This is a genomic window from Nonomuraea harbinensis (assembly GCF_019396385.1).
GTDB classification, from domain to species: Bacteria; Actinomycetota; Actinomycetes; order Streptosporangiales; family Streptosporangiaceae; genus Nonomuraea; species Nonomuraea ferruginea.
This window is the reverse complement of sequence record NZ_JAHKRN010000018.1, coordinates 1-20,413: the sequence shown is the minus strand read 5'-3', so window position 1 is coordinate 20,413 and position 20,413 is coordinate 1. Positions and strand designations below refer to the sequence as shown.

At 72.4% G+C, this 20,413-nt stretch carries 26 protein-coding genes; 11 read left to right on the top strand and 15 right to left on the bottom strand.

Going from position 1 to position 20,413, the window contains the following annotated elements; translation table 11 throughout:
* Positions 1-56: 56 nt before the first annotated feature.
* From KME79_RS19830 to KME79_RS19795, 8 genes are all read right to left on the bottom strand, one after another.
* On the bottom strand, positions 57-401 hold the full coding sequence (locus tag KME79_RS19830; protein ID WP_043625492.1) for an RNA polymerase-binding protein RbpA: 345 nt from the start codon (positions 399-401) through the stop codon (positions 57-59).
* Positions 402-542: 141 nt separating this feature from the next.
* Positions 543-1,985, bottom strand: coding sequence for an MFS transporter (locus KME79_RS19825; protein WP_219545703.1), 1,443 nt, complete (start codon positions 1,983-1,985; stop codon positions 543-545).
* Between the two features lie 15 nt (positions 1,986-2,000).
* Positions 2,001-2,801 (bottom strand): glycerophosphodiester phosphodiesterase family protein, encoded by an 801-nt coding sequence (locus KME79_RS19820; RefSeq protein ID WP_219545702.1) that lies wholly within the window; start codon positions 2,799-2,801, stop codon positions 2,001-2,003.
* A 36-nt stretch (positions 2,802-2,837) separates the two neighbouring features.
* Positions 2,838-3,377 carry a TrmH family RNA methyltransferase gene (locus tag KME79_RS19815; RefSeq protein ID WP_148031452.1) on the bottom strand — a complete coding sequence of 180 codons (540 nt, stop codon included), beginning with the start codon at positions 3,375-3,377 and terminating at the stop codon, positions 2,838-2,840.
* On the bottom strand, positions 3,374-3,964 hold the full coding sequence (locus tag KME79_RS19810; RefSeq protein ID WP_148031453.1) for a class I SAM-dependent methyltransferase: 591 nt from the start codon (positions 3,962-3,964) through the stop codon (positions 3,374-3,376). Before KME79_RS19810 ends, KME79_RS19815 begins: the two co-directional genes overlap by 4 nt.
* An 11-nt stretch (positions 3,965-3,975) precedes the next feature.
* The gene (locus KME79_RS19805) at positions 3,976-4,923 is read right to left on the bottom strand and encodes a VWA domain-containing protein (protein WP_148031454.1); all 948 of its coding nucleotides are present in this window, start codon (positions 4,921-4,923) and stop codon (positions 3,976-3,978) included.
* The gene (locus tag KME79_RS19800; RefSeq protein WP_219545701.1) at positions 4,920-5,855 is read right to left on the bottom strand and encodes a DUF58 domain-containing protein; all 936 of its coding nucleotides are present in this window, start codon (positions 5,853-5,855) and stop codon (positions 4,920-4,922) included. The genes KME79_RS19805 and KME79_RS19800 overlap by 4 nt, the downstream gene beginning before the upstream one ends.
* A gap of 16 nt (positions 5,856-5,871) precedes the next feature.
* On the bottom strand, positions 5,872-6,873 hold the full coding sequence (locus KME79_RS19795; protein WP_148031456.1) for an AAA family ATPase: 1,002 nt from the start codon (positions 6,871-6,873) through the stop codon (positions 5,872-5,874).
* 55 nt (positions 6,874-6,928) lie between these two features.
* Here KME79_RS19795 and KME79_RS19790 point away from each other — a divergent pair, with 55 nt between their 5' ends.
* Together KME79_RS19790 and KME79_RS19785 are read left to right on the top strand one after the other, a co-directional pair.
* Positions 6,929-7,705 (top strand): hypothetical protein, encoded by a 777-nt coding sequence (locus KME79_RS19790; protein ID WP_187281146.1) that lies wholly within the window; start codon positions 6,929-6,931, stop codon positions 7,703-7,705.
* A gap of 34 nt (positions 7,706-7,739) precedes the next feature.
* Positions 7,740-8,594 carry a DUF2268 domain-containing putative Zn-dependent protease gene (locus KME79_RS19785; RefSeq protein WP_219545700.1) on the top strand — a complete coding sequence of 285 codons (855 nt, stop codon included), beginning with the start codon at positions 7,740-7,742 and terminating at the stop codon, positions 8,592-8,594.
* 11 nt (positions 8,595-8,605) lie between these two features.
* Here KME79_RS19785 and KME79_RS19780 read toward each other — a convergent pair whose 3' ends face one another.
* Positions 8,606-9,244, bottom strand: a complete 639-nt coding sequence (locus KME79_RS19780) for a response regulator transcription factor (RefSeq protein ID WP_219545699.1) — start codon at positions 9,242-9,244, stop codon at positions 8,606-8,608.
* Positions 9,241-10,440, bottom strand: coding sequence for a sensor histidine kinase (locus KME79_RS19775; RefSeq protein WP_308248982.1), 1,200 nt, complete (start codon positions 10,438-10,440; stop codon positions 9,241-9,243). The genes KME79_RS19780 and KME79_RS19775 overlap by 4 nt, the downstream gene beginning before the upstream one ends.
* A gap of 146 nt (positions 10,441-10,586) precedes the next feature.
* Between KME79_RS19775 and KME79_RS19770 the strand changes: the two genes are divergently transcribed.
* The 3 genes from KME79_RS19770 to KME79_RS19760 all read left to right on the top strand — a co-directional run bounded on the left by KME79_RS19770 (position 10,587) and on the right by KME79_RS19760 (position 12,657).
* Positions 10,587-11,150: a ClpP family protease gene (locus tag KME79_RS19770; protein ID WP_148031459.1), complete on the top strand. Its 564-nt coding sequence runs from the start codon at positions 10,587-10,589 to the stop codon at positions 11,148-11,150.
* Position 11,151: 1 nt separating this feature from the next.
* Complete coding sequence (locus tag KME79_RS19765) at positions 11,152-11,769, top strand: ATP-dependent Clp protease proteolytic subunit (protein WP_148031460.1); 618 nt, start codon at positions 11,152-11,154, stop codon at positions 11,767-11,769.
* Between the two features lie 126 nt (positions 11,770-11,895).
* Entirely contained in the window at positions 11,896-12,657 is a 762-nt protein-coding gene (locus tag KME79_RS19760) for a TSUP family transporter (protein ID WP_148031461.1), read from the top strand.
* Positions 12,658-12,687: 30 nt separating this feature from the next.
* On the opposite strand, the gene KME79_RS19755 is transcribed toward KME79_RS19760, so the two are convergent.
* On the bottom strand, positions 12,688-13,959 hold the full coding sequence (locus tag KME79_RS19755; protein ID WP_308248981.1) for an MFS transporter: 1,272 nt from the start codon (positions 13,957-13,959) through the stop codon (positions 12,688-12,690).
* Positions 13,956-14,717: a DeoR/GlpR family DNA-binding transcription regulator gene (locus KME79_RS19750; protein ID WP_219545697.1), complete on the bottom strand. Its 762-nt coding sequence runs from the start codon at positions 14,715-14,717 to the stop codon at positions 13,956-13,958. The genes KME79_RS19755 and KME79_RS19750 overlap by 4 nt, the downstream gene beginning before the upstream one ends.
* Positions 14,718-14,760: 43 nt before the next feature.
* Here KME79_RS19750 and KME79_RS19745 point away from each other — a divergent pair, with 43 nt between their 5' ends.
* From KME79_RS19745 to KME79_RS19730, 4 genes are read left to right on the top strand one after another with little or no spacing between them, the layout of a single operon-like run.
* A complete protein-coding gene (locus KME79_RS19745) occupies positions 14,761-15,732 on the top strand; it encodes a helix-turn-helix transcriptional regulator (RefSeq protein ID WP_148031464.1) in 972 nt (323 codons plus the stop codon).
* 30 nt (positions 15,733-15,762) lie between these two features.
* On the top strand, positions 15,763-16,377 hold the full coding sequence (locus KME79_RS19740; RefSeq protein WP_219545696.1) for a LysE family translocator: 615 nt from the start codon (positions 15,763-15,765) through the stop codon (positions 16,375-16,377).
* Positions 16,374-17,102 carry an alpha/beta fold hydrolase gene (locus KME79_RS19735; RefSeq protein ID WP_219545695.1) on the top strand — a complete coding sequence of 243 codons (729 nt, stop codon included), beginning with the start codon at positions 16,374-16,376 and terminating at the stop codon, positions 17,100-17,102. Before KME79_RS19740 ends, KME79_RS19735 begins: the two co-directional genes overlap by 4 nt.
* A 3-nt stretch (positions 17,103-17,105) precedes the next feature.
* On the top strand, positions 17,106-17,318 hold the full coding sequence (locus tag KME79_RS19730; protein ID WP_148031467.1) for a hypothetical protein: 213 nt from the start codon (positions 17,106-17,108) through the stop codon (positions 17,316-17,318).
* On the opposite strand, the gene KME79_RS19725 is transcribed toward KME79_RS19730, so the two are convergent.
* Complete coding sequence (locus KME79_RS19725) at positions 17,315-17,734, bottom strand: SRPBCC domain-containing protein (RefSeq protein ID WP_187281147.1); 420 nt, start codon at positions 17,732-17,734, stop codon at positions 17,315-17,317. The two genes, KME79_RS19730 and KME79_RS19725, sit on opposite strands and share 4 nt — an antisense overlap.
* On the bottom strand, positions 17,731-18,045 hold the full coding sequence (locus KME79_RS19720) for an ArsR/SmtB family transcription factor (RefSeq protein WP_246640116.1): 315 nt from the start codon (positions 18,043-18,045) through the stop codon (positions 17,731-17,733). The genes KME79_RS19725 and KME79_RS19720 overlap by 4 nt, the downstream gene beginning before the upstream one ends.
* Positions 18,046-18,131: 86 nt before the next feature.
* Between KME79_RS19720 and KME79_RS19715 the strand changes: the two genes are divergently transcribed.
* Both KME79_RS19715 and KME79_RS19710 read left to right on the top strand, forming a co-directional pair.
* On the top strand, positions 18,132-18,470 hold the full coding sequence (locus KME79_RS19715) for a VOC family protein (protein WP_148031470.1): 339 nt from the start codon (positions 18,132-18,134) through the stop codon (positions 18,468-18,470).
* 136 nt (positions 18,471-18,606) lie between these two features.
* A complete protein-coding gene (locus KME79_RS19710) occupies positions 18,607-19,428 on the top strand; it encodes an NmrA family NAD(P)-binding protein (protein WP_219545694.1) in 822 nt (273 codons plus the stop codon).
* Here the strand turns inward: KME79_RS19710 and KME79_RS19705 are convergent, their stop codons facing one another.
* Positions 19,429-20,220: an SAM-dependent methyltransferase gene (locus tag KME79_RS19705; RefSeq protein ID WP_219545693.1), complete on the bottom strand. Its 792-nt coding sequence runs from the start codon at positions 20,218-20,220 to the stop codon at positions 19,429-19,431.
* Positions 20,221-20,413 lie beyond the last annotated feature (193 nt).

Sequence of the window (20,413 nt, the reverse complement as noted above, 5' to 3'; positions counted from 1 at the left end):
GCGCGCAGCAGAAAACCCCCGGGCCGCCGGCCCGGGGGTTCACCGTGAGAGTGATGTCAGGCGCTCTTGCGGCGCTGGGCCCTCAGGACCGCCAGCCGCTCGTTGAGCACCTCTTCCAGATCTTCGATGGACCGCCGCTCGAGGAGCATGTCCCAGTGAGTCCGCGGCGGCTTGGTCTTCTTCGACTCCGGCTGCTCGCCGTCGACCCGCACCGCGGTCGCGCCGCACATGCGGCACTCCCAGGTCGCGGGAATCTCAGCCTCGGCGGCAAGCGGAACCTCGAAGCGATGCCCCTTGGGGCAGGTGTAAGACACCTCCTGGCGCGGGGCCAGATCCGTGTTACGGTCGTTCTCGTAGCTGGTTGCCCCGAGCCGGGTGCCACGAAGCGCGCGCTCGCCCATGTTTGAATGCCTCCTACAGGGCCCCCATGCGTGGGGGGTCTGTCTCCCACGGTGTGTAACGCTTGGTACCGTGATGGGATTCCCACCCACGGGGAGATCCAATCGCTATACCGCCGAGGAGTTCGGGGACGCGCCCGCTCGTCAGAGGTTCCTCGGCACCTCGTTGCCCGCCGCGCGGATCGCCTTCGGCAGGTTGACCAGCGCCAGCAGCACGAACCCGAGCACGAAGAAGACGACCATCGACATGATGGCGATGCGGTAGCTGTTGGTGAGCTGCAGCGCGATCGTCACCGTCAGCGCGCCGATGAACGCCGACCCCTTGTCGCTGATCTGCAGCAGGCTGAAGTACTCGGCTTCCCGGCCCTTCGGGATCACCTGGGAGAAGAGCGAGCGCGACAGCGCCTGGGTGCCGCCGAGCACGATCGCGATGGCGAAGGCCATGAGGTAGAACTGCACCGCCTGCCCCTCGCGGACGAACAGCGCCATCACCACGATCACCGTCCACACCACGATGCTGGCCAGCACCGTGCGCTTGGTGCCGAACCGCTCCGCCAGCCTGCCCAGCAGCAGCGCCCCGAAGAACGCCACGAACTGCACCATGAGGATCGCGGTGATCTGCACCGTGCGGTCCAGTTTGAGCGCCTCGGAGGCGAAGGCCGCGCTGTTGCCGATCACCGTCTGGATGCCGTCGTTGTAGACCAGGTAGGCCACCAGGAACAGCAGCGTCAGCGGGTAGCGGCGCAGCTCCTTCAGCGTCCGCCAGAGCTGGCGGAAGCTGCCGCCCACCGACGCGAGCGCGGTGTGCTCGTGCGCCGGCGCCGGCCGGTTGCGCAGCCGCAGCAGCGGCACGATCGTGAAGGTGGCCCACCACAGCCCGGCCGACATCATCGCGATGCGCACCGACTCGCCCTGGGTCAGCCCCAGGCTCTCGTGGCTCAGGAAGAGCACCAGGTTGAGCGCCAGCAGCAGCCCGCCGCCGAGGTAGCCGATCGCCCAGCCCCGCGAGGACACGCGGTCGCGCTCGTCGGGGGTGGAGATCTGCGGCAGCCACGAGTCGTAGACGACGACCGAGGCCCCGTAGGCGACGTTCGCGATGACGAACAGCCAGCCGCCGAGCATGTAGCGGTCGCCCTCGACGAAGAACAGTCCCATCGCGGCGAGCGCGCCGACGTAGGCGAAGACGCCGAGCATCTCCCGCTTGCGGCCGGTGTGGTCGGCCAGCGCGCCCACCATCGGCAGGACCACGATCTGCAGCAGCACCGCCACGGTCGTGATCAGGCCGAAGAACGCGACCGGCCGGATGTCCATGCCGAGCACGTCCACGTAGCCCAGGCCCGGGTTCTGCGCGGCGAGCCGGTCGAAGCCGGCCGCGCAGGTGGCGGCGTCGACCTGGGCGAAGTCCTTGGCGCACGAGGCGGTCTTGGCGACCTCGATGATGTACGGGCCGAGGAAGACGGAGATGATCGTGGTGTAGAAGGCGGAGTTGGCCCAGTCGTAGACGTACCAGCCGCGCTGTTCGCGCCGGCGCACGGCGGGTGACTCGGAGGCGGGGTCGGAGGCCGCGGGGGGTGCGGGTACGGACATGTTGTGGAGTCGCTCCTAGGCGGCCATGCGGCCGGGATGCCACTGGCCGCGCCGCTCCAGGACGTCGCGCAGCCCGGTGATGTTGTCGGTCATGATGCCGTCGACGCCCAGATCGAGCAGGTGCTCCATCCGGGGGGTGTCGTTGATGGTCCAGACGTGCACCTGCATGCCGAGCGCGTGGGCCGTCCGCACCAGGTGGCGGGTGGCGACCCGCAGCCCGCGGAAGCCGACCGGCACCTGGGCGCACGGGATCGCCGCGCGTTTCAGCCTGGCCAGCAGGCGGCCGTAGCCGGAGGTGGCGGCGGCGGCCCGGAGCGCGGCCACGCCGCGCGGCCCGAGCGCCGAGCACACCTCCCGCCCGAGCGCCGCCCTGGCCAGCACCAGCCGCTCGTCGGAGAACGAGGTGAGGCAGATCCGGTCGTAGGAGTTCGTCCGGCGGATCGCCTCGGCCAGCGGCGCGATCGCCCCCGGCTCCTTCACGTCGATGTTGAACCGGATCTCCGGCCAGGTGCCCAGCAGGTCCTCAAGCAGCGGGATCTCGTGGACGCCGCCGATGCGGGCCCGCTTGACCTCCTGGTAGGGCAGCTCCGAGACGCGGCCCCGCCGGTCGGTCACCCGGTCCAGCGTGTGGTCGTGGAAGGCGAGCAGCACGCCGTCGGAGGTGGCGTGCGCGTCGGTCTCCAGATGGGTGTAGCCGAGCCGCACGGCCCGATCGAACGCCTCGAAGGAGTTCTCCGCCCCCTCCAGCGCCCCGCCCCGGTGGGCGAAGGCCAGCGGGCCCGGATGGTCGAGAAAGGCGAATCGGCGGCTGAGCACGGTCTGAAGTATGCCTTCCACGGGTGAACAAAAAGATTACGAATCGGGTAGATTCTGCCACTCCTGGCGGCGGGCCTCGGCCAGCGCGATGGCGGCCGCCACCGCCACGTTGACCGAGCCGACCCGACCCACCTGCGGGATGTAGCAGACGCCGTCGGCGGCGTCCAGCAGCGCGGGGGAGCAGCCGTGGTCCTCGCTGCCGACGACCAGGCACACGTCGCGGCCCAGCGCGGCCCGGTGCAGCGGCACCGCCTCGGCGGTCAGCTCGACCGCCATCACGGTGAAGCCGTCCTCCCTGGCCGCCTTGACGGCCTCCAGCGCGGGCACCGGGTCGTGCCACTTCACCAGCCGGTCGGTGCCGAGCGCGGTCTTGCCCGCCTTCGGGTTGGTGGGCGGGGTGGCGTTGCCGGCCAGCCAGATCTGCTCCACGCCGAACGCCGCGGCGGTACGGAAGATCGACCCGACGTTGAACGGGCCGGTGACCGACTCCAGGATCAGCGCCAGGCGGTTGGCGGTGTTCCTGCGCCAGGTGCGGTTGAGCCGCTTGACGTCGGTGGGGCGCAGCTGCCTTCTCATCTTTCGACCTTCAGTACGCGGTAGGAGGCTCTGGAGGCCTCGCGGGAGGCCCGCCAGCCCTGCTCGCCGAGCCAGCGCTGCAGGGAGTCGGAGCCGAGGTGTTTCTGGACGACCAGGTGGGCGGCGCCGCCGGGGGCCAGCCGCGTCAGCCACCTGGTGAGCATGTCGTGCAGGGCCGCCTTGCCGATGCGGATCGCGGGGTTGGACCAGATCGCCTGGAACGTCACGTCGTCGGGGACCTCGTCGACATGCATCGACCTTACTTTGTCAAGGCCCGCGGCCCGGGCGTTGCGCGCCGTCAGCTCGACGGCCCGCCGGTTCACGTCGACGGCCCACACGGTCGCCTCGGGCGCCCGGGAGGCCATCGTCAGCGCGATAGGGCCGTAGCCGCAGCCGAGGTCGAGCAGGTCGCCGTGCGGGGGCGGCGGCGGGACCGTCTCCAGCAGGATCTTCGTGCCGAGATCGACCCGCTCGGGCGAGAACACGCCGCTGTCGGTCTCCAGCCGCAGATGGAGGTCGGGCAGGACGAGGTCGGCCTGACCCGGCCTGCTCTCGGCCCCCGGCCGTTCGGAGAAGTAGTGCCCCACAGCGGAGAACGTTACGGGATCCGGCTGCCGAACAAGACCGCCGCGCCCCCGACCAGCAGCCCGGCGAAGAGCGCGGCCAGGATGAACTGCTGGGTGATCTCCTGTTCGACCACCTTGTAGCCGAGCGAGGTGCCGATCTGCTCGTAGACCTCGCGCAGCTCGCTGCCGGACTCGGCGGTGTAGGCGCGGCCGCTGGTGCCGTCGGACAGCGCCTGCAGGGTCTGCTTGTTGACCGGGACGTTCACCGGGCGGCCGTCGATGGAGACGGTGCCGTCGGGGGTGCCGTAGGCGATCGTGGAGACCGGCACGTGGGCCTGCTGCGCGGCGTCGGTGGCCTCGCGGACCGAGCGCCCGGAGGTGTTGTCGCCGTCGGACAGCAGCACGATCGCCGAGGGCGGCGGGTCGCTGGTGGCGTCCTGGTCGAAGGAGCGGACCGCGTCGAGCGAGTTGAAGACCGCTTCGCCGATGGCGGTGCCGGGGCGGGTGCTCAGGTTGCCGATGGCGGTCGCCACGGCCTGGTGGTCGGTGGTGGGGGAGATGACCACGTTGGCGGCGCGGGCGAAGGCCACCACGCCGACGTTGAACCGGTCGGGCAGCTCCTGGACGAACGCCTGGGCGGCGGTCTTGGCCGCGGAGATGCGGTCGGGCTCGACGTCGCCGGCGTCCATGGACAGCGAGACGTCCAGCGCGATCATGATGGTGGCACGGTCGCGCGGCACCCGTACCTCGCCGGCGGGCCGGGCGGCGCCGACGACCAGCAGCGACATCATGACCAGGAACAGCACGGGGGGCACGTGGCGGCGCCAGCCGGGGCCGCTCGGCGCGACGAGGTTGAGCAGGGCCAGGTTGGTGAAGCGCACGGTGTAGCGGCGCCGGGCGAACTGCGCGGCCACGTAACCGGCGATGAGGAGCACCACCAGCACGAACAGCCACAGCCAGGCGGGCGACAGGAACGTCAAGGGTTCACCTTCCGGTGTGCCAGGTGGCTCATGCGCCGCTGGCGCAGGACGAACTGGGCGACGTCGAACACCCAGTCGCGGTCGGTGCGCAGCACCAGGTGTCCGACGCCGGCACGGCGCAGCGCGAGGCGGGTGCTCTCCCGCTGGAAGGCGGCGGCCTCCGCGTAGTCGCGGCGGATTTTCGGGGAAAGGTGCACTTCGCGTACCTTCCCGGTCTCCGGGTCGGCGAACGCGACGCGGCCCACGTCGGGCAGTTCGAGTTCGCGCGGGTCGATGACCTCGACGGCCAGCGTCTGGTGGCGGGCCGACAGGCGGCGCAGCGGGCGCTCCCAGGGGCGTTCGGCGTCGGGGTCCAGGGTGGGTGCGGCATCCAGGAAGTCGGAGACGATCACGCGCATGCCGCGCCGCCTGCGGGTGGCGGCCAGGACGTCGATGCCCTCGGCGAGGTCGGGCGGGTCGGCGACCACCTGGCCGCGCGGGGCGTCCATGAGCGCGCTGAGCAGCCCGTACAGGGCGGGCCTGCCGGTGCGGGCGGGCATGCGGTGGATGTGCTCGTCGTGGATGACGAGCGCCCCGAACCGGTCGGCCATCCGGCTGGACAGGAACCCGATGGCGCCGACGGCGGCGACGACCAGGTCGCGCTTGTCGGTGTCGGCGGTGCCGAAGTCCATGCTGGGGGACAGGTCGGCCAGCGCCCAGGTCTCCAGCTCGCGGTCGGCGACCAGGTCGCGCACGTGCGGGACGGTCGTGCGGGCGGTGACGTTCCAGTCCATGCGCCGCACGTCGTCCTCGCCGGGCACGTAGACGCGGCTGTCGCCGGCCTCGCTGCCGGTGCCGGGCAGCAGGCCCTGGTGGGCGCCGTGCAGCAGCCCGTCGAGCCGCCGGGTCACGGTGAGCTCCAGGCGGCGCAGGGCCTGTTCGGCTGTGCTCATTCGGTGCTCATTCGGCTCAACGGTTCTGGTTCCAGACGACGAGGGGCGGGGGGACGGCGTGCAGGATCTGGCGTACGACCTCTTCGGGGTCGACGCCGTCGGCGAGGGCGTCGAAGGTGAGCATGAGCCGGTGGGACATGACGTCCACGGCCACGTCGCGCACGTCGTCGGGGAGCAGGTAGTCGCGGCCGCGCAGCACGGCCAGCGCCCGCCCGGCGGAGACCAGGCCGAGCGTGGCACGCGGGCTGACGCCGACCTCGATGGTGTCGACCAGGTCGGGCAGGCCGTACTCGGCGGGGGAACGGGTGGCCATGACCAACCGGACGACGTAGTCGGCGACGAGCTGGTGGACCGAGACGTTCTCGGCCGTCTCCTGCAGCGCGGTCAGCCGTTCGGGGTCGAGCACCCGGGAGGGCGCGGGCGGGGTGACGCTCATGCGCTGGAGGATCTGCAGCTCCTCGTGCGCGCTCGGGTGCGGCACCCGCACCCGGAACAGGAAGCGGTCGCGCTGCACCTCGGGCAGCGGGTAGACGCCTTCGGACTCGATCGGGTTCTGGGTGGCCAGCACGATGAACGGCCTGGGCAGCGGGTGGGTGACGCCCGCGAGCGTGACCTGCCGCTCGGCCATGACCTCCAGCAGCGCCGACTGGACCTTCGCGGGGGCGCGGTTGATCTCGTCGGCGAGCAGGAAGTTGACGAACACCGGGCCGAGCTCGACGTCGAACTTCTCGGTGGACGGATGGTAGACGCGGGTGCCGACGATGTCGCTCGGCACCAGGTCGGGCGTGAACTGGATGCGGGCGAACGTGCCGCCCACGACGGTGGACAGGGTCGAGGCGGCGAGGGTCTTGGCGACGCCGGGGACGCCTTCCAGCAGGCAGTGACCACGCGCCAGCAGCGCGACGATCAGCCTCTCGACCATGTGATCCTGCCCGACGATGACCCGCCGGACCTCGTCGAGGGTCTGACGCAGCACGTCCGCGTCCGTTCCGCCTGGCAACTCTTCGGCGACGCTCATGACGCTATTCCACCAAAGGTGTCGCAAACGTGCACGACGCCACGTCTGTGCTTTCATGGCAGATGTGGCCAGTCCGCTTCAGTACGGCGATCCACCACGGCTCGGGCCGTACGTGGTGCAGGCGCGCCTGCACACCGCCCCGGCCGGTTTCGTCTACCTGGGCCAGGGGCCCGACGGCCGCGCGGTCTCACTGGCCCTGCTGACGAGAGGCGCGGCGTTCGACCCCGCGGCGCGCGACCGGTTCGTCACGGCGATCAGGCAGGCGGCGCCGGAGCAGGAGCGGCCGGGCGTGCGCGGCTGGTTCGGGCGCGGCGGCAGGTCGCGGACCGCGGTGCTGGACGAGACGCCGCCGGTGCTGGCGATCAACACCGGCCGGGCGCCGTGGGTGGCGGTCCCGTACGCGCCGGGCCGCCCGGGGGCCGAGCGGTTCCTGGACCCGGTGATGGTGGGCGGCACGCTCATCGGGCAGGCGCACGGCCCGGACTTCGTCCCGTACTGGCTGACCGACCGGGCGCCGGCGCTGGCGCCGCCGGTCAGGCGGCGGCCGCTCACCGAGACGCGCAAGCGGGTGCTGATGGCGGCCCTGGCCCTGGTGCTGCTGCTGTTGCTGGTGACGGTGTTCCTGCTGCTGATGCTGCTGGGACGCTCCGGCGGCGACCCGATGCCGCAGCCGCTGCCGCCGACGCAGTTCCTGCCGACCCCGCCGCCGACGCCGACCTCGCCGGAGCCGCAGGAGCCGACCCCGTCGCCGTCGCCCTCGCCGTCGCAGAGCGGTGAGCAGACGCCCGGCCGCTCGCCCGGTGACGACTCCTCGCAGGATCCGCAGCTTTGACTCTCCTGTAACGGGAGGCTTTAGCCTCGCCGTCATGGAGTTCATCGTTCACGACACCGTTTCCGCCATGGCCGCGACGCTCGGGGAGCCGCTGGAGCGGCGGCCGGACGCGCTGCGGGAGATGCTGGCACCGATGCGCGAGGTGATCCCGATGCCCGGCGACATCGTCGACATCCACCACCAGGGCGGCGGTTTCCGTGTCGACGGCGAGGACCCCCGTTACCTGGAGGCGCTCGACCGGCTCGCCGCGGCGGACGTGCTGGGCCAGGTGGAGCGCGAGCTGGAGCGGGCCTCGGCGGCGCTGGGGCACCTGAAGCAGGCCGAGACGCTGCAGGTGATGTTCGTGCTCGGCAACCCGGACAACGCCCATCTGATGGGCACCGTGGGCGGCTACTACGGCATGGGCGGCGCCCCCGGCTGGCTCTACCTGCTGGCCTGGCCGGACGAGGGGGTCATCGGGCGGATCGCGCACTGCGCCGTGCACGAGTTCCACCACAACGTGCGGTACACGAACGTGGAGTGGGACCCGGAGAACGTCACCGTGGGGGAGCACGTGATCTCCGAGGGGCTGGCGGAGGCGTTCGTGCGCGAGCTGTCGGGGCCGGAGGCGATGGGGCCGTGGTCGTCGATGGTGACCGGCGCGGACTTCGACCTGGCGTACGAGCGGATCATGGCGGACTTCGGGCTGCGCGGCATGTGGAACACGCCCGCGTACGTGCTCGGCGACGACGCGACCCGGGCGTTCGGGCAGGAGCCCAAGGGGATCCCCAACATGGCCGGGTACGCGGTGGGGCTGCGGCTGGTGGACCGGGCGCTGGCCGGGACAGGCAGGACGGTGGCAGAGCTGTCGGGGGTGCCAGTCGCCGAGATCGTCCGTACGGCCGGGTAGGGGCGCGCCGGTCAGCCGGGGGAGACGAAGCCGGACTCGTAGGCGGCGATGACCGCCTGCGTGCGGTCGCGCGCGCCGAGCTTGGTGAGCACGTTGCCGACGTGGGTTTTGACGGTCTCGGGGCTCACCACCAGCTCGGCGGCGATCTCGCCGTTGGACAGGCCCCTGGTCATGAGCCGCAGCACGTCGCCCTCGCGCCCGGTCAGCCGGTCGACGCCGGGCACGCGGGCGCCGGGCCGTCGCGCGGCGAGCGCGCGGATGGCGGCGGGGAACAGCAGCGACTCGCCGGACGCCACCAGCTTCACAGCCCGCACCAGCTCCTCCGGCCTGGCCCGCTTGAGCAGGAACCCGTCGGCGCCGGCGCGCAGCGCGTCGTACACGTAGTCGTCGTTCTCGAACGTGGTCACCACCAGGACCTTGGGCGGGTCCTCCAGGGCGGTCAGGCGGCGGGTGGCCTCGATGCCGTCGAGCGCGGGCATGCGCACGTCCATGAGCACCACGTCGGGCCGCTCGCGCCGCACCACCGGCAGCACCGCGGCGCCGTCGGCGGCCTCGCCGACCACGGCCAGGCCCGGCTCGGTGTCGATGATGATCCGCAGCCCGGCCCGGATGAGGTCCTCGTCGTCGGCCAGCACGACCCTGATCGTCATGGCTCCGACCGTAGCGGCAGCCGGGCCGAGACCCGCCAGCCGCCCCCGTCAGGCCCCGCCGTGATCTCACCGCCCAGGAGCCTGACCCGCTCCCGCATCCCCTCCAGCCCTCTGCCCCCGCCCCGCGTGCCGTGGTTCGCGCCGGTGCGGTTGCCGATCCGCAGGCAGAGGTCCCCGTCGCGGACGTGGGCCGACAGGCGGATCGGGCCGCGGCCGTGTCTGATGGCGTTGGTGAGGGCCTCCTGGACGATCCGGTAGGCCTCGCGGGAGACCACGGCGGGCACGGACGACAGGTCGCCGACCTCCTGCCGCACCTCGGCCCCGGTGGAGCGCACCAGCGCGTCCAGGTCCGCCAGGGTGGCCCGCGGCGCCCGGTCGCGGTCGTCGCCGGCGCGCAGCACGCCGAGCACGTGGTCCAGGTCCTCCAGGGCGGCGCGGGCCGACTGCTCGATCGCCGCCAGCGCCGTCCGGGCGGTGCCGGGGTCGCGGTCGAGGACCCGGCCCGCGGCGGCGGCCTGGAGCGTGACGACGCTGAGCGCGTGCCCCACCGAGTCGTGCAGCTCGCGGGCCAGCCGGTTGCGCTGGGCCAGCAGGCGGGCCCGCGACTCGGCCGCGGCCAGCCGCTCGGCCGGGGTGGGGCCGAGCAGCGCCGGGGCGAGCCTGGCCAGCAGCCCGCCGGACGCGGACACGAGCAGGACGAGCAGCGCCAGCATGGCCAGCCCCGCGGCGGGCCAGCCGATCGCCGACCAGCCGGGCTGCACGCGCACGCCGAGCACGTCGGCCGGATCGCCGGTGAACGGCAGCGCCATCGTCACCGCCGTGAACGGCACGATCGCGAGTGTGCAGCCGCTGGCCAAGCCGCCGATCGCCAGGTGCAGGGTGTACCAGGCGGCGGTGCGCCGGCGTTCCTGCCAGGAACGCCGGCCCTCCTGCGGGGCGGTCTCGACGGCGACGCCGAGCAGGCTCTGCGCCGCGTTCACCTCCAGCGCGCGCACCGGCAGGAACAGGCCGGTGAGCGCCACCACCGGCAGCGCCGCGGCGAACACGCCGAGCTGCAGGGGCAGCAACAGCAGGGTCGTCGACTCCCGCTGCGCCCATCCGGCGATCAGCACCCCGGCCATCATGTACGGCATCAGCAGCGCGCCGCCGAGGATCAGGCACGCCCACCGCCGCGCCAGGCGCCGATTCCATCTCACACCGGTGATTCTATGTCGAGCTTTATTCGCTCTCGGTGGAATGCGCTTTTGGAGAAATGCGCCCAAGGCGAAAAGATCCCTTAGTCGAGGGCGCGCGGGTCTAGCGTCGACCATGCAATTGGTTCGAGTCGGAAAGGGCGACGTCCATGACGGAGAACGCGCGTACGCAATGGCCTGACCAGCTCAGCCAGCGCCTTCTGAAGGAACGCATCCTCGTTCTCGGCCAGGAAGTCGACGACGACATATGCAACCGGCTGTGCGGTGAGCTGCTTTTGCTGGCGGCCGAGGATCCCAAGCGCGACATCACGCTTTACATCAATTCGCCGGGCGGTTCCGTGCAGGCCGGCATGGCGCTGTACGACATGATGCAGTTCGTGCCGTGCGACGTGGCGACGGTCGCGATGGGGTTCGCCGCCTCGATGGGGCAGCTGCTGCTGTGCGCGGGCGCGCCCGGCAAGCGCTACGCCCTGCCCAACGCCCGCGTCGTGATGCACCAGCCGCTCGGCGGCATCGGCGGCTCGGCCACCGACATCCAGATCCAGGCCGAGAACATGATCTACACCAAGCGGCGGATGGCCGAGATCATCGCCCACCACACCGGCCAGCCGCTGGAGCGCATCCAGGCCGACTCCGACCGCGATCGGTGGTACACCGCGCAGGAGGCTCTGGAGTACGGGTTCGTCGACCACATCGCCGAAGGGATGAACTGACATGAGCGGGCGATACGTCCTGCCGTCCTTCACCGAGCGCACCTCGTACGGCATCAAGGAGATGAACCCGTACAACAAGCTCTTCGAGGACCGGGTGATCTTCCTCGGCACCCCCATCGACGACACCGCGGCCAACGACGTGATGGCCCAGTTGCTCACGCTCGAGTCGATCGACCCAGACCGGGACATCAACCTCTACATCAACTCGCCGGGCGGTTCGTTCACCGCGATGACCGCCATCTACGACACGATGCAGTTCGTCCGGCCGGAGATCCACACCGTCTGCGTCGGCGAGGCGTCCTCGGCGGCGGCGGTGCTGCTGGCGGCGGGCACGCCGGGCAAGCGGGCCGCGCTGCCGCACGCCCGGATCCTGCTCCACCAGCCGGCCACCGAGGGCGGCCGGGGCCAGTCGAGCGACCTGGAGATCCACGCCAGGGAGATCCTGCGGATGCGCGACCAGCAGGAGGAGATCCTGGCCCGCCACACCGGGCGCACCGCGCAGGAGATCAGGCGCGACATCGAGCGTGACCGCGTCTTCACCGCCGAGCAGGCGCGCACCTACCGGCTGATCGACGACATCTACGCCTCCCGCAAGCGGTCCCTGGTGACCGCCCGCTGAGCCGCGGGCGCCCGGAAGATGGGCTCCGGGCGCCCGCACCTGTAACCCCTGGACCCGTCCCCTCCCGCGCTGGACGAAGGTCGCTACGCTTGCGGGGATTTGTCGGGGTCTCGGGGGAGAAGTGGCGTGCCGCTGGAGCAGGTCCTGATGTTGCTGGTGGCCGCCGCCGGAGCGGGCTGGGTGGACGCCGTCGTGGGCGGCGGCGGGCTGCTGCAACTGCCCGCGCTGATGATGGCCGGGGTGGCGCCGGTCGAGGCGATGGCGACGAACAAGTTCTCCTCCGTGTTCGGCACCGCGTCCGCCGCCGTCACGTACACCCGCACCACCAAGGTGGACCGGCCGGTCGCGCTGCCCGCGGCCGGGCTGGCCGTGCTCAGCGCGGCGCTCGGCGCGTCGGCCGCGGCGGCGATCTCGGCGGAGGTGCTGCGGCCTCTGGTCATGGTGATCCTGCTCGGCGTGGCGGCGTTCGTCACCCTGCGCCCGGCCATGGGCGCGGTCGCCCGCCCGCAGCTCCGCACCCGGGCCCGCGTGACGGTGGCGGTGCTGACGGCGGGCGTGGCCATCGCCTTCTACGACGGCATCATGGGCCCCGGCACGGGCACGTTCCTGATCATCGCGTTCACCGCCCTGCTCGGCCTCGACTTCGTCTCCGCCTCCGCCTCGGCGAAGATCATCAACACCGGCACGAACATCGGCGCCCTGCTGTTCTTCGGCTGGCACGGCCACGTGCTGTGGGTGCTCGGCCTCGGCATGGCCGCCTGCAACATCGCCGGCGCCCAGGCCGGCGCCCGCATGGCGATCCGGCGAGGCACGGGTTTCGTCCGGATCGTGTTGCTCTGCGTCGTGGCGGCCATGGTGTCCAGGCTCGCCTGGCAGCAGTTCGGCTGACGATCAGGTGACACGTTCGTACGGACACCGTCAGCGGGCGCGCAGGGCGGCGGCGGCGAGGGCGACGAAGGCGGCCAGGATCGCGGGGATGGCCAGGGCCCGGGGCAGGCCGGCCAGCTCGGCGGCGGCGCCGATGAGCACCGGGCCCGACAGGAAGCCCAGGTAGCCGATGCTCGCCGTCCTGGCCAGGGCCCGGCCCGCGAAGGCCGGGTCGCGGTGCCCGGCCGCCGAGAAAACCTGCGGCACGATGCACGACAGCCCGGCCCCGAACAGGCCGAACCCCGCCACGCCCGCCACCGGGTGGCCGACGAGCAGCGCCATCCCGAGCCCGGCCGCCGCCAGCAGGCCGCACGCCCGGACCAGCGGCACCGGGCCGAACCTGGCCGCCAGCCGGTCGCCCGCCAGGCGGCCCGCCGTCATCATGATGGAGAAGGCGGCGTAACCGGCGGCGGCGAAGCCGGCCGCGGTTCCCATGTGCTCGCGCAGGTAGACCGCGCTCCAGTCGGCCGCCGCGCCCTCGCCGACCAGGCAGCAGAACGCCAGCACGCCCAGGAACACGATCCCCTTCGGCCGGCTCCCCGGCCCGGCGGGCTCCCTGACCGGCGGCGGGCGCAGCGCCCACAGCGACGCCCACAGCGCGAGCGCGGTGATCGCCGCGCCTGCCGACCAGAACGTGACCGCGGGGGAGAGGCCGGCCTGCGCGAACACCCCGCCGGCGGCGGCGCCCGCGAACCCGCCGAGGCTGAAGACGGCGTGGAAGGAGGACATGACGCGCCGCCCCCACGCCCGCTCCACCACCACCGCGTTGGCGTTCATGGACACGTCCAGCACGCCGTGCACCGCGCCGAAGGCCAGCAGGGCCAGCGCCAGCGTCGCCAGGTTCACCGCGTACGCGGGGGCGACCAGGGCGGGGCCGTGCAGCAGCGCGGCGGGGATCATCACACGGGCGCTGCCGAACCGGTCCACCAGCCGGCCGACCGCCTGCATGCCCGCCATCGCGCCGGCCGCCAGCCCCAGCAGCGCGAGGCTCAGCTCGCCCTCGCCGAGCCCGAGGTCCTGCTTGATGGCCGGGATCCGGGCCGTCCAGGTGCCTATCGCGGCCCCCGCCAGCAGGAACAGCAGGTAGACGGCGACCCTGGCGCGCCGGACGTCGCCCGGGTCGAGGCCCGTGTCCCCGCCTCCCGCACCGCCACTTACCACCGGATCGGTCGCGGGGTTCTGGCGAGATCGGGGGTTGTGGCCGGGTGCGGCGGTCTCGGGGTTTTCCGGGGGCCGGGGGGCGCGGCCGGGTGTGGCGGTCACGAGGGTTCCTGGACGACGCGGACCGTGACCCCTGCCGCGAGGAGGGCGTCGTGCTCCTCGCGGGGGATCCCGTCGTCCGTCACGACCACGTCCAGCCGCGAGATCGGGCACACCGCGCCGAACGCCGTGCGCGCGAACTTGCCCGAGTCGCACACCGCGATCACCCGCCGGGCCGACGCGATCGCCGCCCGCTTGATCGCCACCTCCGGCAGGTCGTGCGCGGTCAGCCCCTGCGCGGCCGACAGCCCGCAGCAGCCCACCACCGCCGTGTCGAACCGCAGCGCCCCGATGGACGTCTCGGCCAGCGGGCCCATGAAGTTCAGCTCGCCCGGCCGCACTTCGCCGCCGGGCAGCACCAGCCGCACCCGCGGCGCCGCCGACAGCAGCGACACCACCTGCAGCGCCAGCGGCACCACGGTCAGCCGGCGGTCCACCAGCGCCCGCCCCACCTCGGCCGCCGTGGTGCCGCCGTCGAGCACCACCGCCTCCCCGTCGGCGATCAGCGAGGCCGCCTCGGCGCCGATGCGCCGCTTGGCCTCCACCGCCTCCCGCTCCCTGAGCGCGTAAGGCGGCTCCTCGCCGCGCAGCAGCAGCGACAGCGCGCCGCCCCTGATCCGCCGCACCACCCCCTGCTGGGACAGCTCCTCCAGGTCGCGCCTGATCGTCATCTCCGACACCCCGTGCTCCTCGGCCAGCTCGGCGACGGAGACGGTGTCGTTCGTCCGCAGGGCGTTGAGTATGCGATGTAAACGATCCATATGTTCATATAAACATGGACAATGTGCGCTCTACAATAGGCGCATGCGCGCCAGCCGTCTGCTCTCCCTCCTCCTGCTGCTGCAGACGCGCGGCCGGATGACCGCGCCCGAGCTGGCCGAGGAGCTCGAGGTGTCGATCCGTACGATCTACCGCGACGTGGAGGCCCTGTCGGCCGCCGGCGTGCCGGTCTACGCCGACCGCGGCCCCGCCGGCGGCTACCAGCTGCTCGACGGCTACCGCACCCGGCTCAACGGGCTGACCGCCGAGGAGGCGTCGTCGCTGTTCCTGGCCGGGCTGCCGGGCCCCGCCGCCGAGCTGGGCATGGCCGAGCTGGCCGCCAACGCCGAGCTGAAGCTGCTGGCCGCGCTGCCGCCGGAGCCGCGCTCGCAGGCCGCGAGGATGCGCGAGCGGTTCCTGCTGGACGTGCCGGGCTGGTACCGCGGGCCCGACGACGTGCCCCACCTGAGCGAGGTGGCCGAGGCGGTGTGGGCGCAGCGGCCGCTGCGGATGACCTACCGGCGCTGGGGGCGGCAGGTCGTCGAGCGGCTCGTCCACCCGTACGGGCTCGTGCTCAAGGGCGGGTCGTGGTATCTGGTCGCCGCACCGCCCGGCGAGAGCCCGCGCACCTACCGGGTGGCGCGCGTCCTCACCCTCGCCGCCGAGCCCGGCCGCTTCGACCGGCCGGAGGGCTTCGACCTGGCCGGGTTCTGGAAGGCGTACGCGGCCGAGTTCCGCGAACGGATGTACACCGCGACCGCCGAGATCAGGCTCGCCCCCGGCATGGAGGAGCTGCTCGCCTACACGATGGGCCAGGACGTGGTGGCGGGCGCCCTGGCCGGGGCCGCCGAGCCCGACGCCGAGGGGTGGCGGACGCTCACCCTGCCGGTCGAGTCGATCACCCACGCCCGCTGGCTGCTGCTGCGCATGGGCGCGGGTGTGGAGGTGCTCGGCCCGCCCGAACTGCGCGCTCTCATGGTGGAGGCGGTGGCGGAGCTGCGGAAAATGTATGAGTAAGTCGGGCCCGTTCCTGGCACGATGCCCGGTATGTATCTCCTAGCGTTCATCGGCGCGTGTGTCCTGGTGGCGATGGCCCCGGGCGTCAGCACCGCCGTCATCCTGCGCCAGACGCTCCGCTCCGGGCGCGGCTCCGGCATGGCGGCCACGCTCGGCAACGAGACCGGCATCCTGCTGTGGGGGCTGGCCGCCGCCTTCGGGCTGTCGGCGCTGCTGCTCGCCTCACAGCTCGCCTACGACGTCATGCGGGTCACCGGCGCGGTCGTCCTGGTGGTGATGGGCGCGCAGGCGCTGTGGCAGGCCCGCAAGGGCGGGGCCGCCGCCGTCGAGGTCACGCCGGTGGACGGGTGCCGCCGCGCCTACCTGGCGGGGCTCGGCACGTGCGTGGCCAACCCGAAGGCGGCGGTGTTCGCGATGTCGTTCCTGCCGCAGTTCGTGCCGCAGGGCGCAGATGTGCCGCTCACCCTGGTCACGCTCGCCGTCGTCTGGGTGCTGGTCGACATGCTCTGGTACGGGCTGCTGGTGTGGGCGGTGACCCGGGCCAAGGACCTGCTCGGGCGGCCCGCGGTCAAGCGGCGGCTGGAGCAGGTGTCCGGCGCCGTCCTCGTCGGGCTGGGTGTGCGACTGGCGCTGGAGGGCCGATGACGATCTGGTACGAGCGGGCGGGCGAGGGCGAGCCGGTGGTGCTGCTGCCGTCGAGCGCCGCCGACGCCGGCATGTGGGACGGCCAGTGGGACGCGCTCGCCGCGCGGTTCCAGGTGATCAGGGTCGACTACCGGGGGTTCGGCCACACCCCGTACCAGGCCGACCGGCCCTACAGCGACGCCGGCGACGTGGCCGAGGTGCTCGCCGAGCTCGGCGTCGAGCGGGCGGCGCTGGTCGCCTCCTCGTACGGGTGCCGGGTCGCGCTGCAGCTGGCCGGCCTGGCCACCCGGCTGGTGCTCATGAACCCCGGCTCCGGCCTGCCCGAGACCGAGGACGTGGTGGCGTTCGGCGAGGAGGAGGACCGGCTGCTGGAGGCCGGCGACGTCGAGGGCGCCGCCGAGCTGAACGCCCGCACCTGGCTCGGGCCGGAGGCGGACGAGGCCACCCGGCGGCGGGTGGTGGAGATGCAGCGGCACGCGTTCGCGGGGCAGCTGGCCGCCGACCCCGAGCCTTCGCAGTTCTCGCCGGAGTACGACCTCGACGCGATCAAGGTGCCCGCCCTGATCGTCACCGGCCCGTACGACCTGCCGTACTTCCGCGCCGGCGCCCGCCACCTGGCCGGCCGGCTGGCGGACGCCGAGCTGGTCGAGCTGGAGTGGGCCGGCCATCTGCCCGCTCTGGAACGGCCGGAGGAGGTCACCCGGCTGTTGCTGGACTACCTTTAGACCATGGCGGACGATCTGGCCGAGCTGGTGCGGCAGGCCCAGGACGAAGACCCGCTGCGCGCGCTGCAGGCCACCGCCGCGCTGCGCCGCGAGATCGAGCGGGTGGAGGCCGTCCAGGTGCGGCGGGCCCGGGTGGCCGGCCTGCCCTGGGCGCAGATCGCGCACGCGATCGGCGTCACCAAGCAGGCCGTGCACAAGAAGTACGGCAAACGCTAGGCCCACCGGCGGGCGAACCAGCCCAGCACGATGTTCCACGAGTAGCCGCGCCGGATCCGCCCGGCCACGTCGGGCGGCAGCGTGTCGAGCCCCCGGTGCTCCAGCGTCACCTCGGTGCCGCCGTCGACCTCGGTGAACGCGACCTCGATCTCCATCCGGCCGGTCGGGTTGATCAGGTCGGCCCAGACCAGGCGGTGCGGCGGATCCCAGGTGAGGATCCGGCCGGTGTCGACGTGGCCGCCGTCGGACCACAGCTCGCGCAGGTAGCCGTGCTGGAACCGGATGCCGACGGCCCGCTCCGGGTCGACCCAGCTGTGCCGGCCGCGCACATACCAGGCGTCGATCTCGTCGGTGAAGACCCGGAAGGCGGTCGCGGGGTCCACCGGCACGGTGACGCCGGCCCTGACGGTGCTCACCGGCCGCGCTCCACGTGGTCCTTGAAGGAGCCGAGCTGCTCGGCCCAGAACGCCTGCACCTGGTCCAGCCAGGCCTGCAACGCGGTGAACGGCTCGGGCCGCAGGGTGTAGACGCGCAGCCGGGCGTCGTCGCCGCCGGCCTCGGCGCGTACCAGGCCGCCCGCGCGCAGCACCCGCAGGTGCCTGCTCAGCGCGGGCGCGCTCATGCTGACCGCCTCCGCCAGCTCCCCGGCCGGCCGGGGGCCGTCGCGCAGCAGGTCGATCACCTTGCGCCGGGTCGGGTCGGCGAGCGCGGCCAGCGTCGCGTCCAAGTCGTTAACGTGTTGGTTAATCGTTGCCTTCTCGGTTAGATTAGTGCTTAACGTTGTCGTTGAATATTATCGCGGAGGTTTCGCGTATGCCTACCGAGCTCGGCTACTACACCCTGTCGGTGAAGGACCTGGACCGGGCGGCGGCCTTCTACGGGCCGCTGTTCGGCTGGGAGTTCACGCGCGAGCACGAGACGTACCTGCACGTCACCAACAGCACCCTGCCCATGGGCCTGAACGCCGGCGGCCCGTCGTCCCAGCCGAACCTCTACTACAAGGTCGACGACCTCGACGCCGCCATCGCCCGGGTCCACGAGCTGGGCGGCACCACGGACGAGCCGTACGAGAGCAAGTCGGGCCGCGGCTGCGCCTGCACCGACGACCAGGGCACGGTCATCAGCCTCTGGCAGCCCGCGCCCGGCCTCTAGCCTCCTTCCAGGTCCCGGCCGCCCGGCCCGGCCGGGCGGCCGTACGGTGCGTCCCCGGTGAAAGGCCCCGCTCGCGGACAGGAACTGACCGCGAGATCTCCTACCGTTCGGGCGTCACCGACCGAAGGAGATCCGCATGACCATCCTCGTCACCGGCGCCACCGGCAACGTGGGCCGCCCGCTCGTGGAGCGGCTGCTGGCCGCCGGCCACCGGGTGCGCGCACTCACCCGCGACCCGGCGCGCGCGAACCTGCCGGAAGGCGCGCGGGCCGTCGCCGGCAACCTGGCCGACGCCGGATCCCTGGCCGCCGCCTTCGAAGGCGTCACCGCCGCCCATCTGATCACCTTCGACGGGGCCGACTACTCGCCCCTGGCGAACGGCCCCGCCATCGTGGCCGCCGCGGTCGAGGCCGGGGTGCGCAGGGTGACGGTGCTCCAGGGCGGGCTGTCCAGGAGCCCGCTGGAGGAGGCGGTCGCGGCGAGCGACCTGGAGTGGACGTTCGTGGGACCGGTGGAGTTCATGTCGAACGTCCTCGAATGGGCCGGCTCCGTCAAGGAGGAGGGCGTGGTCCGCGACGGGTTCCCCGAGGCCAGGAGCGCCATGGTGCACGACGCGGACATCGCCGCCGTGGCCGCCGCCGCGCTCACCTCCGGGGGGCACGCCGGGCGGGAGTACGTGGTGACGGGCCCGGAGGTGTTCACCACGGCTGACAAGGTACGGGTGCTGGGCGAGGTCCTCGGCAGGGAGATCCGCTTCGTCGAGCTGAGCCTCGAGCAGATCACCGCCGAGTGGCGGCGGCAGGGCTACTCCGAGGAGGACGTCGCGTTCTTCCTCACCGTGCGCGCCGACACCCCGGAGGTGGGCCGCACGGTGCGGCCCACCGTCGAACAGGTCACCGGACGGCCGCCCCGCACCTTCCGCCAGTGGATCGAGGAGAACGCCGCCGCGTTCTCCTGACTACGGCTTGCGGCCCACGCCCGCGTAGTAGACGGCCTCCCGGTCGGCGTAGAGCGTCTCAGGCGTGGGGCGCCAGCGCGGCAGCGCCACCACGCCCGGCTCCAGCAGTTCCAGCCCGTCGAAGAAGCCGGTCAGCTGCTCGTGCGTGCGCAGCGTGATCGGTACGGCGCCGCTCTCGTTCCAGCTGCGCACCCCGTCCTCCAGCTGCTTGCCGACCAGGCCGTGGGAGATGGCCAGGTGACTGCCCGGGGCCATGGGGGCCATCAGTCGCTGGATGATCTCCTTGGGCCGGTCGCTGTCGGGCAGGAACTCCACCACGCCCAGCAGCACCAGCCCGACCGGCTGCGAGAAGTCCAGGTACTCGGCCGCCGCGGCCACGATCTCGGCGGGCTCGCGCAGGTCGCTGTCGATGAACCAGGTGTCGCCCTGCCCCGGCCCGCGCAGCAGCGCCCGCGCGTGGGCCAGCACCACCGGGTCGTTGTCGACGTACACGACCTTGCAGTCGGGCGAGACCGACTGGGCGACCTGGTGGGTGTTGTCGGCCGTGGGGATCCCGGTGCCGATGTCGAGGAACTGGCGGACGCCCGCCTCCCCGGCCATGTAGCGCACCGCCCGGCCGAGGAACTCGCGGTTCGTCTTGGCCAGGATCGGCAGCTCGGGGACCGCCTGGAGGATCTGCTCGCTGACGACGCGGTCGACCTCGTAGTTGTCCTTGCCGCCCAGCCACAGGTCGTAGATCCGGGCCGGGCTCGGGATCTCGGTGTTCACACGGCTGAGCGGATCGTCGGTCATCGTCGTGCCTTCCGGGAAGGGGCTGTACGCGACTGAGCCTAACGCGAGGAAGATCCCAAGTCTCGATCTTGCCCCGAGAGCTCCCGTTCCGCAGGACTTCGCGCCCTCCCGGAGATGCGGGCGCCGGGACCTCAGGGGGCTGAGGTCCCGGCGCCGGTCGGTGGGCGGCCGGTCAGTCGATGGTGATCAGCCC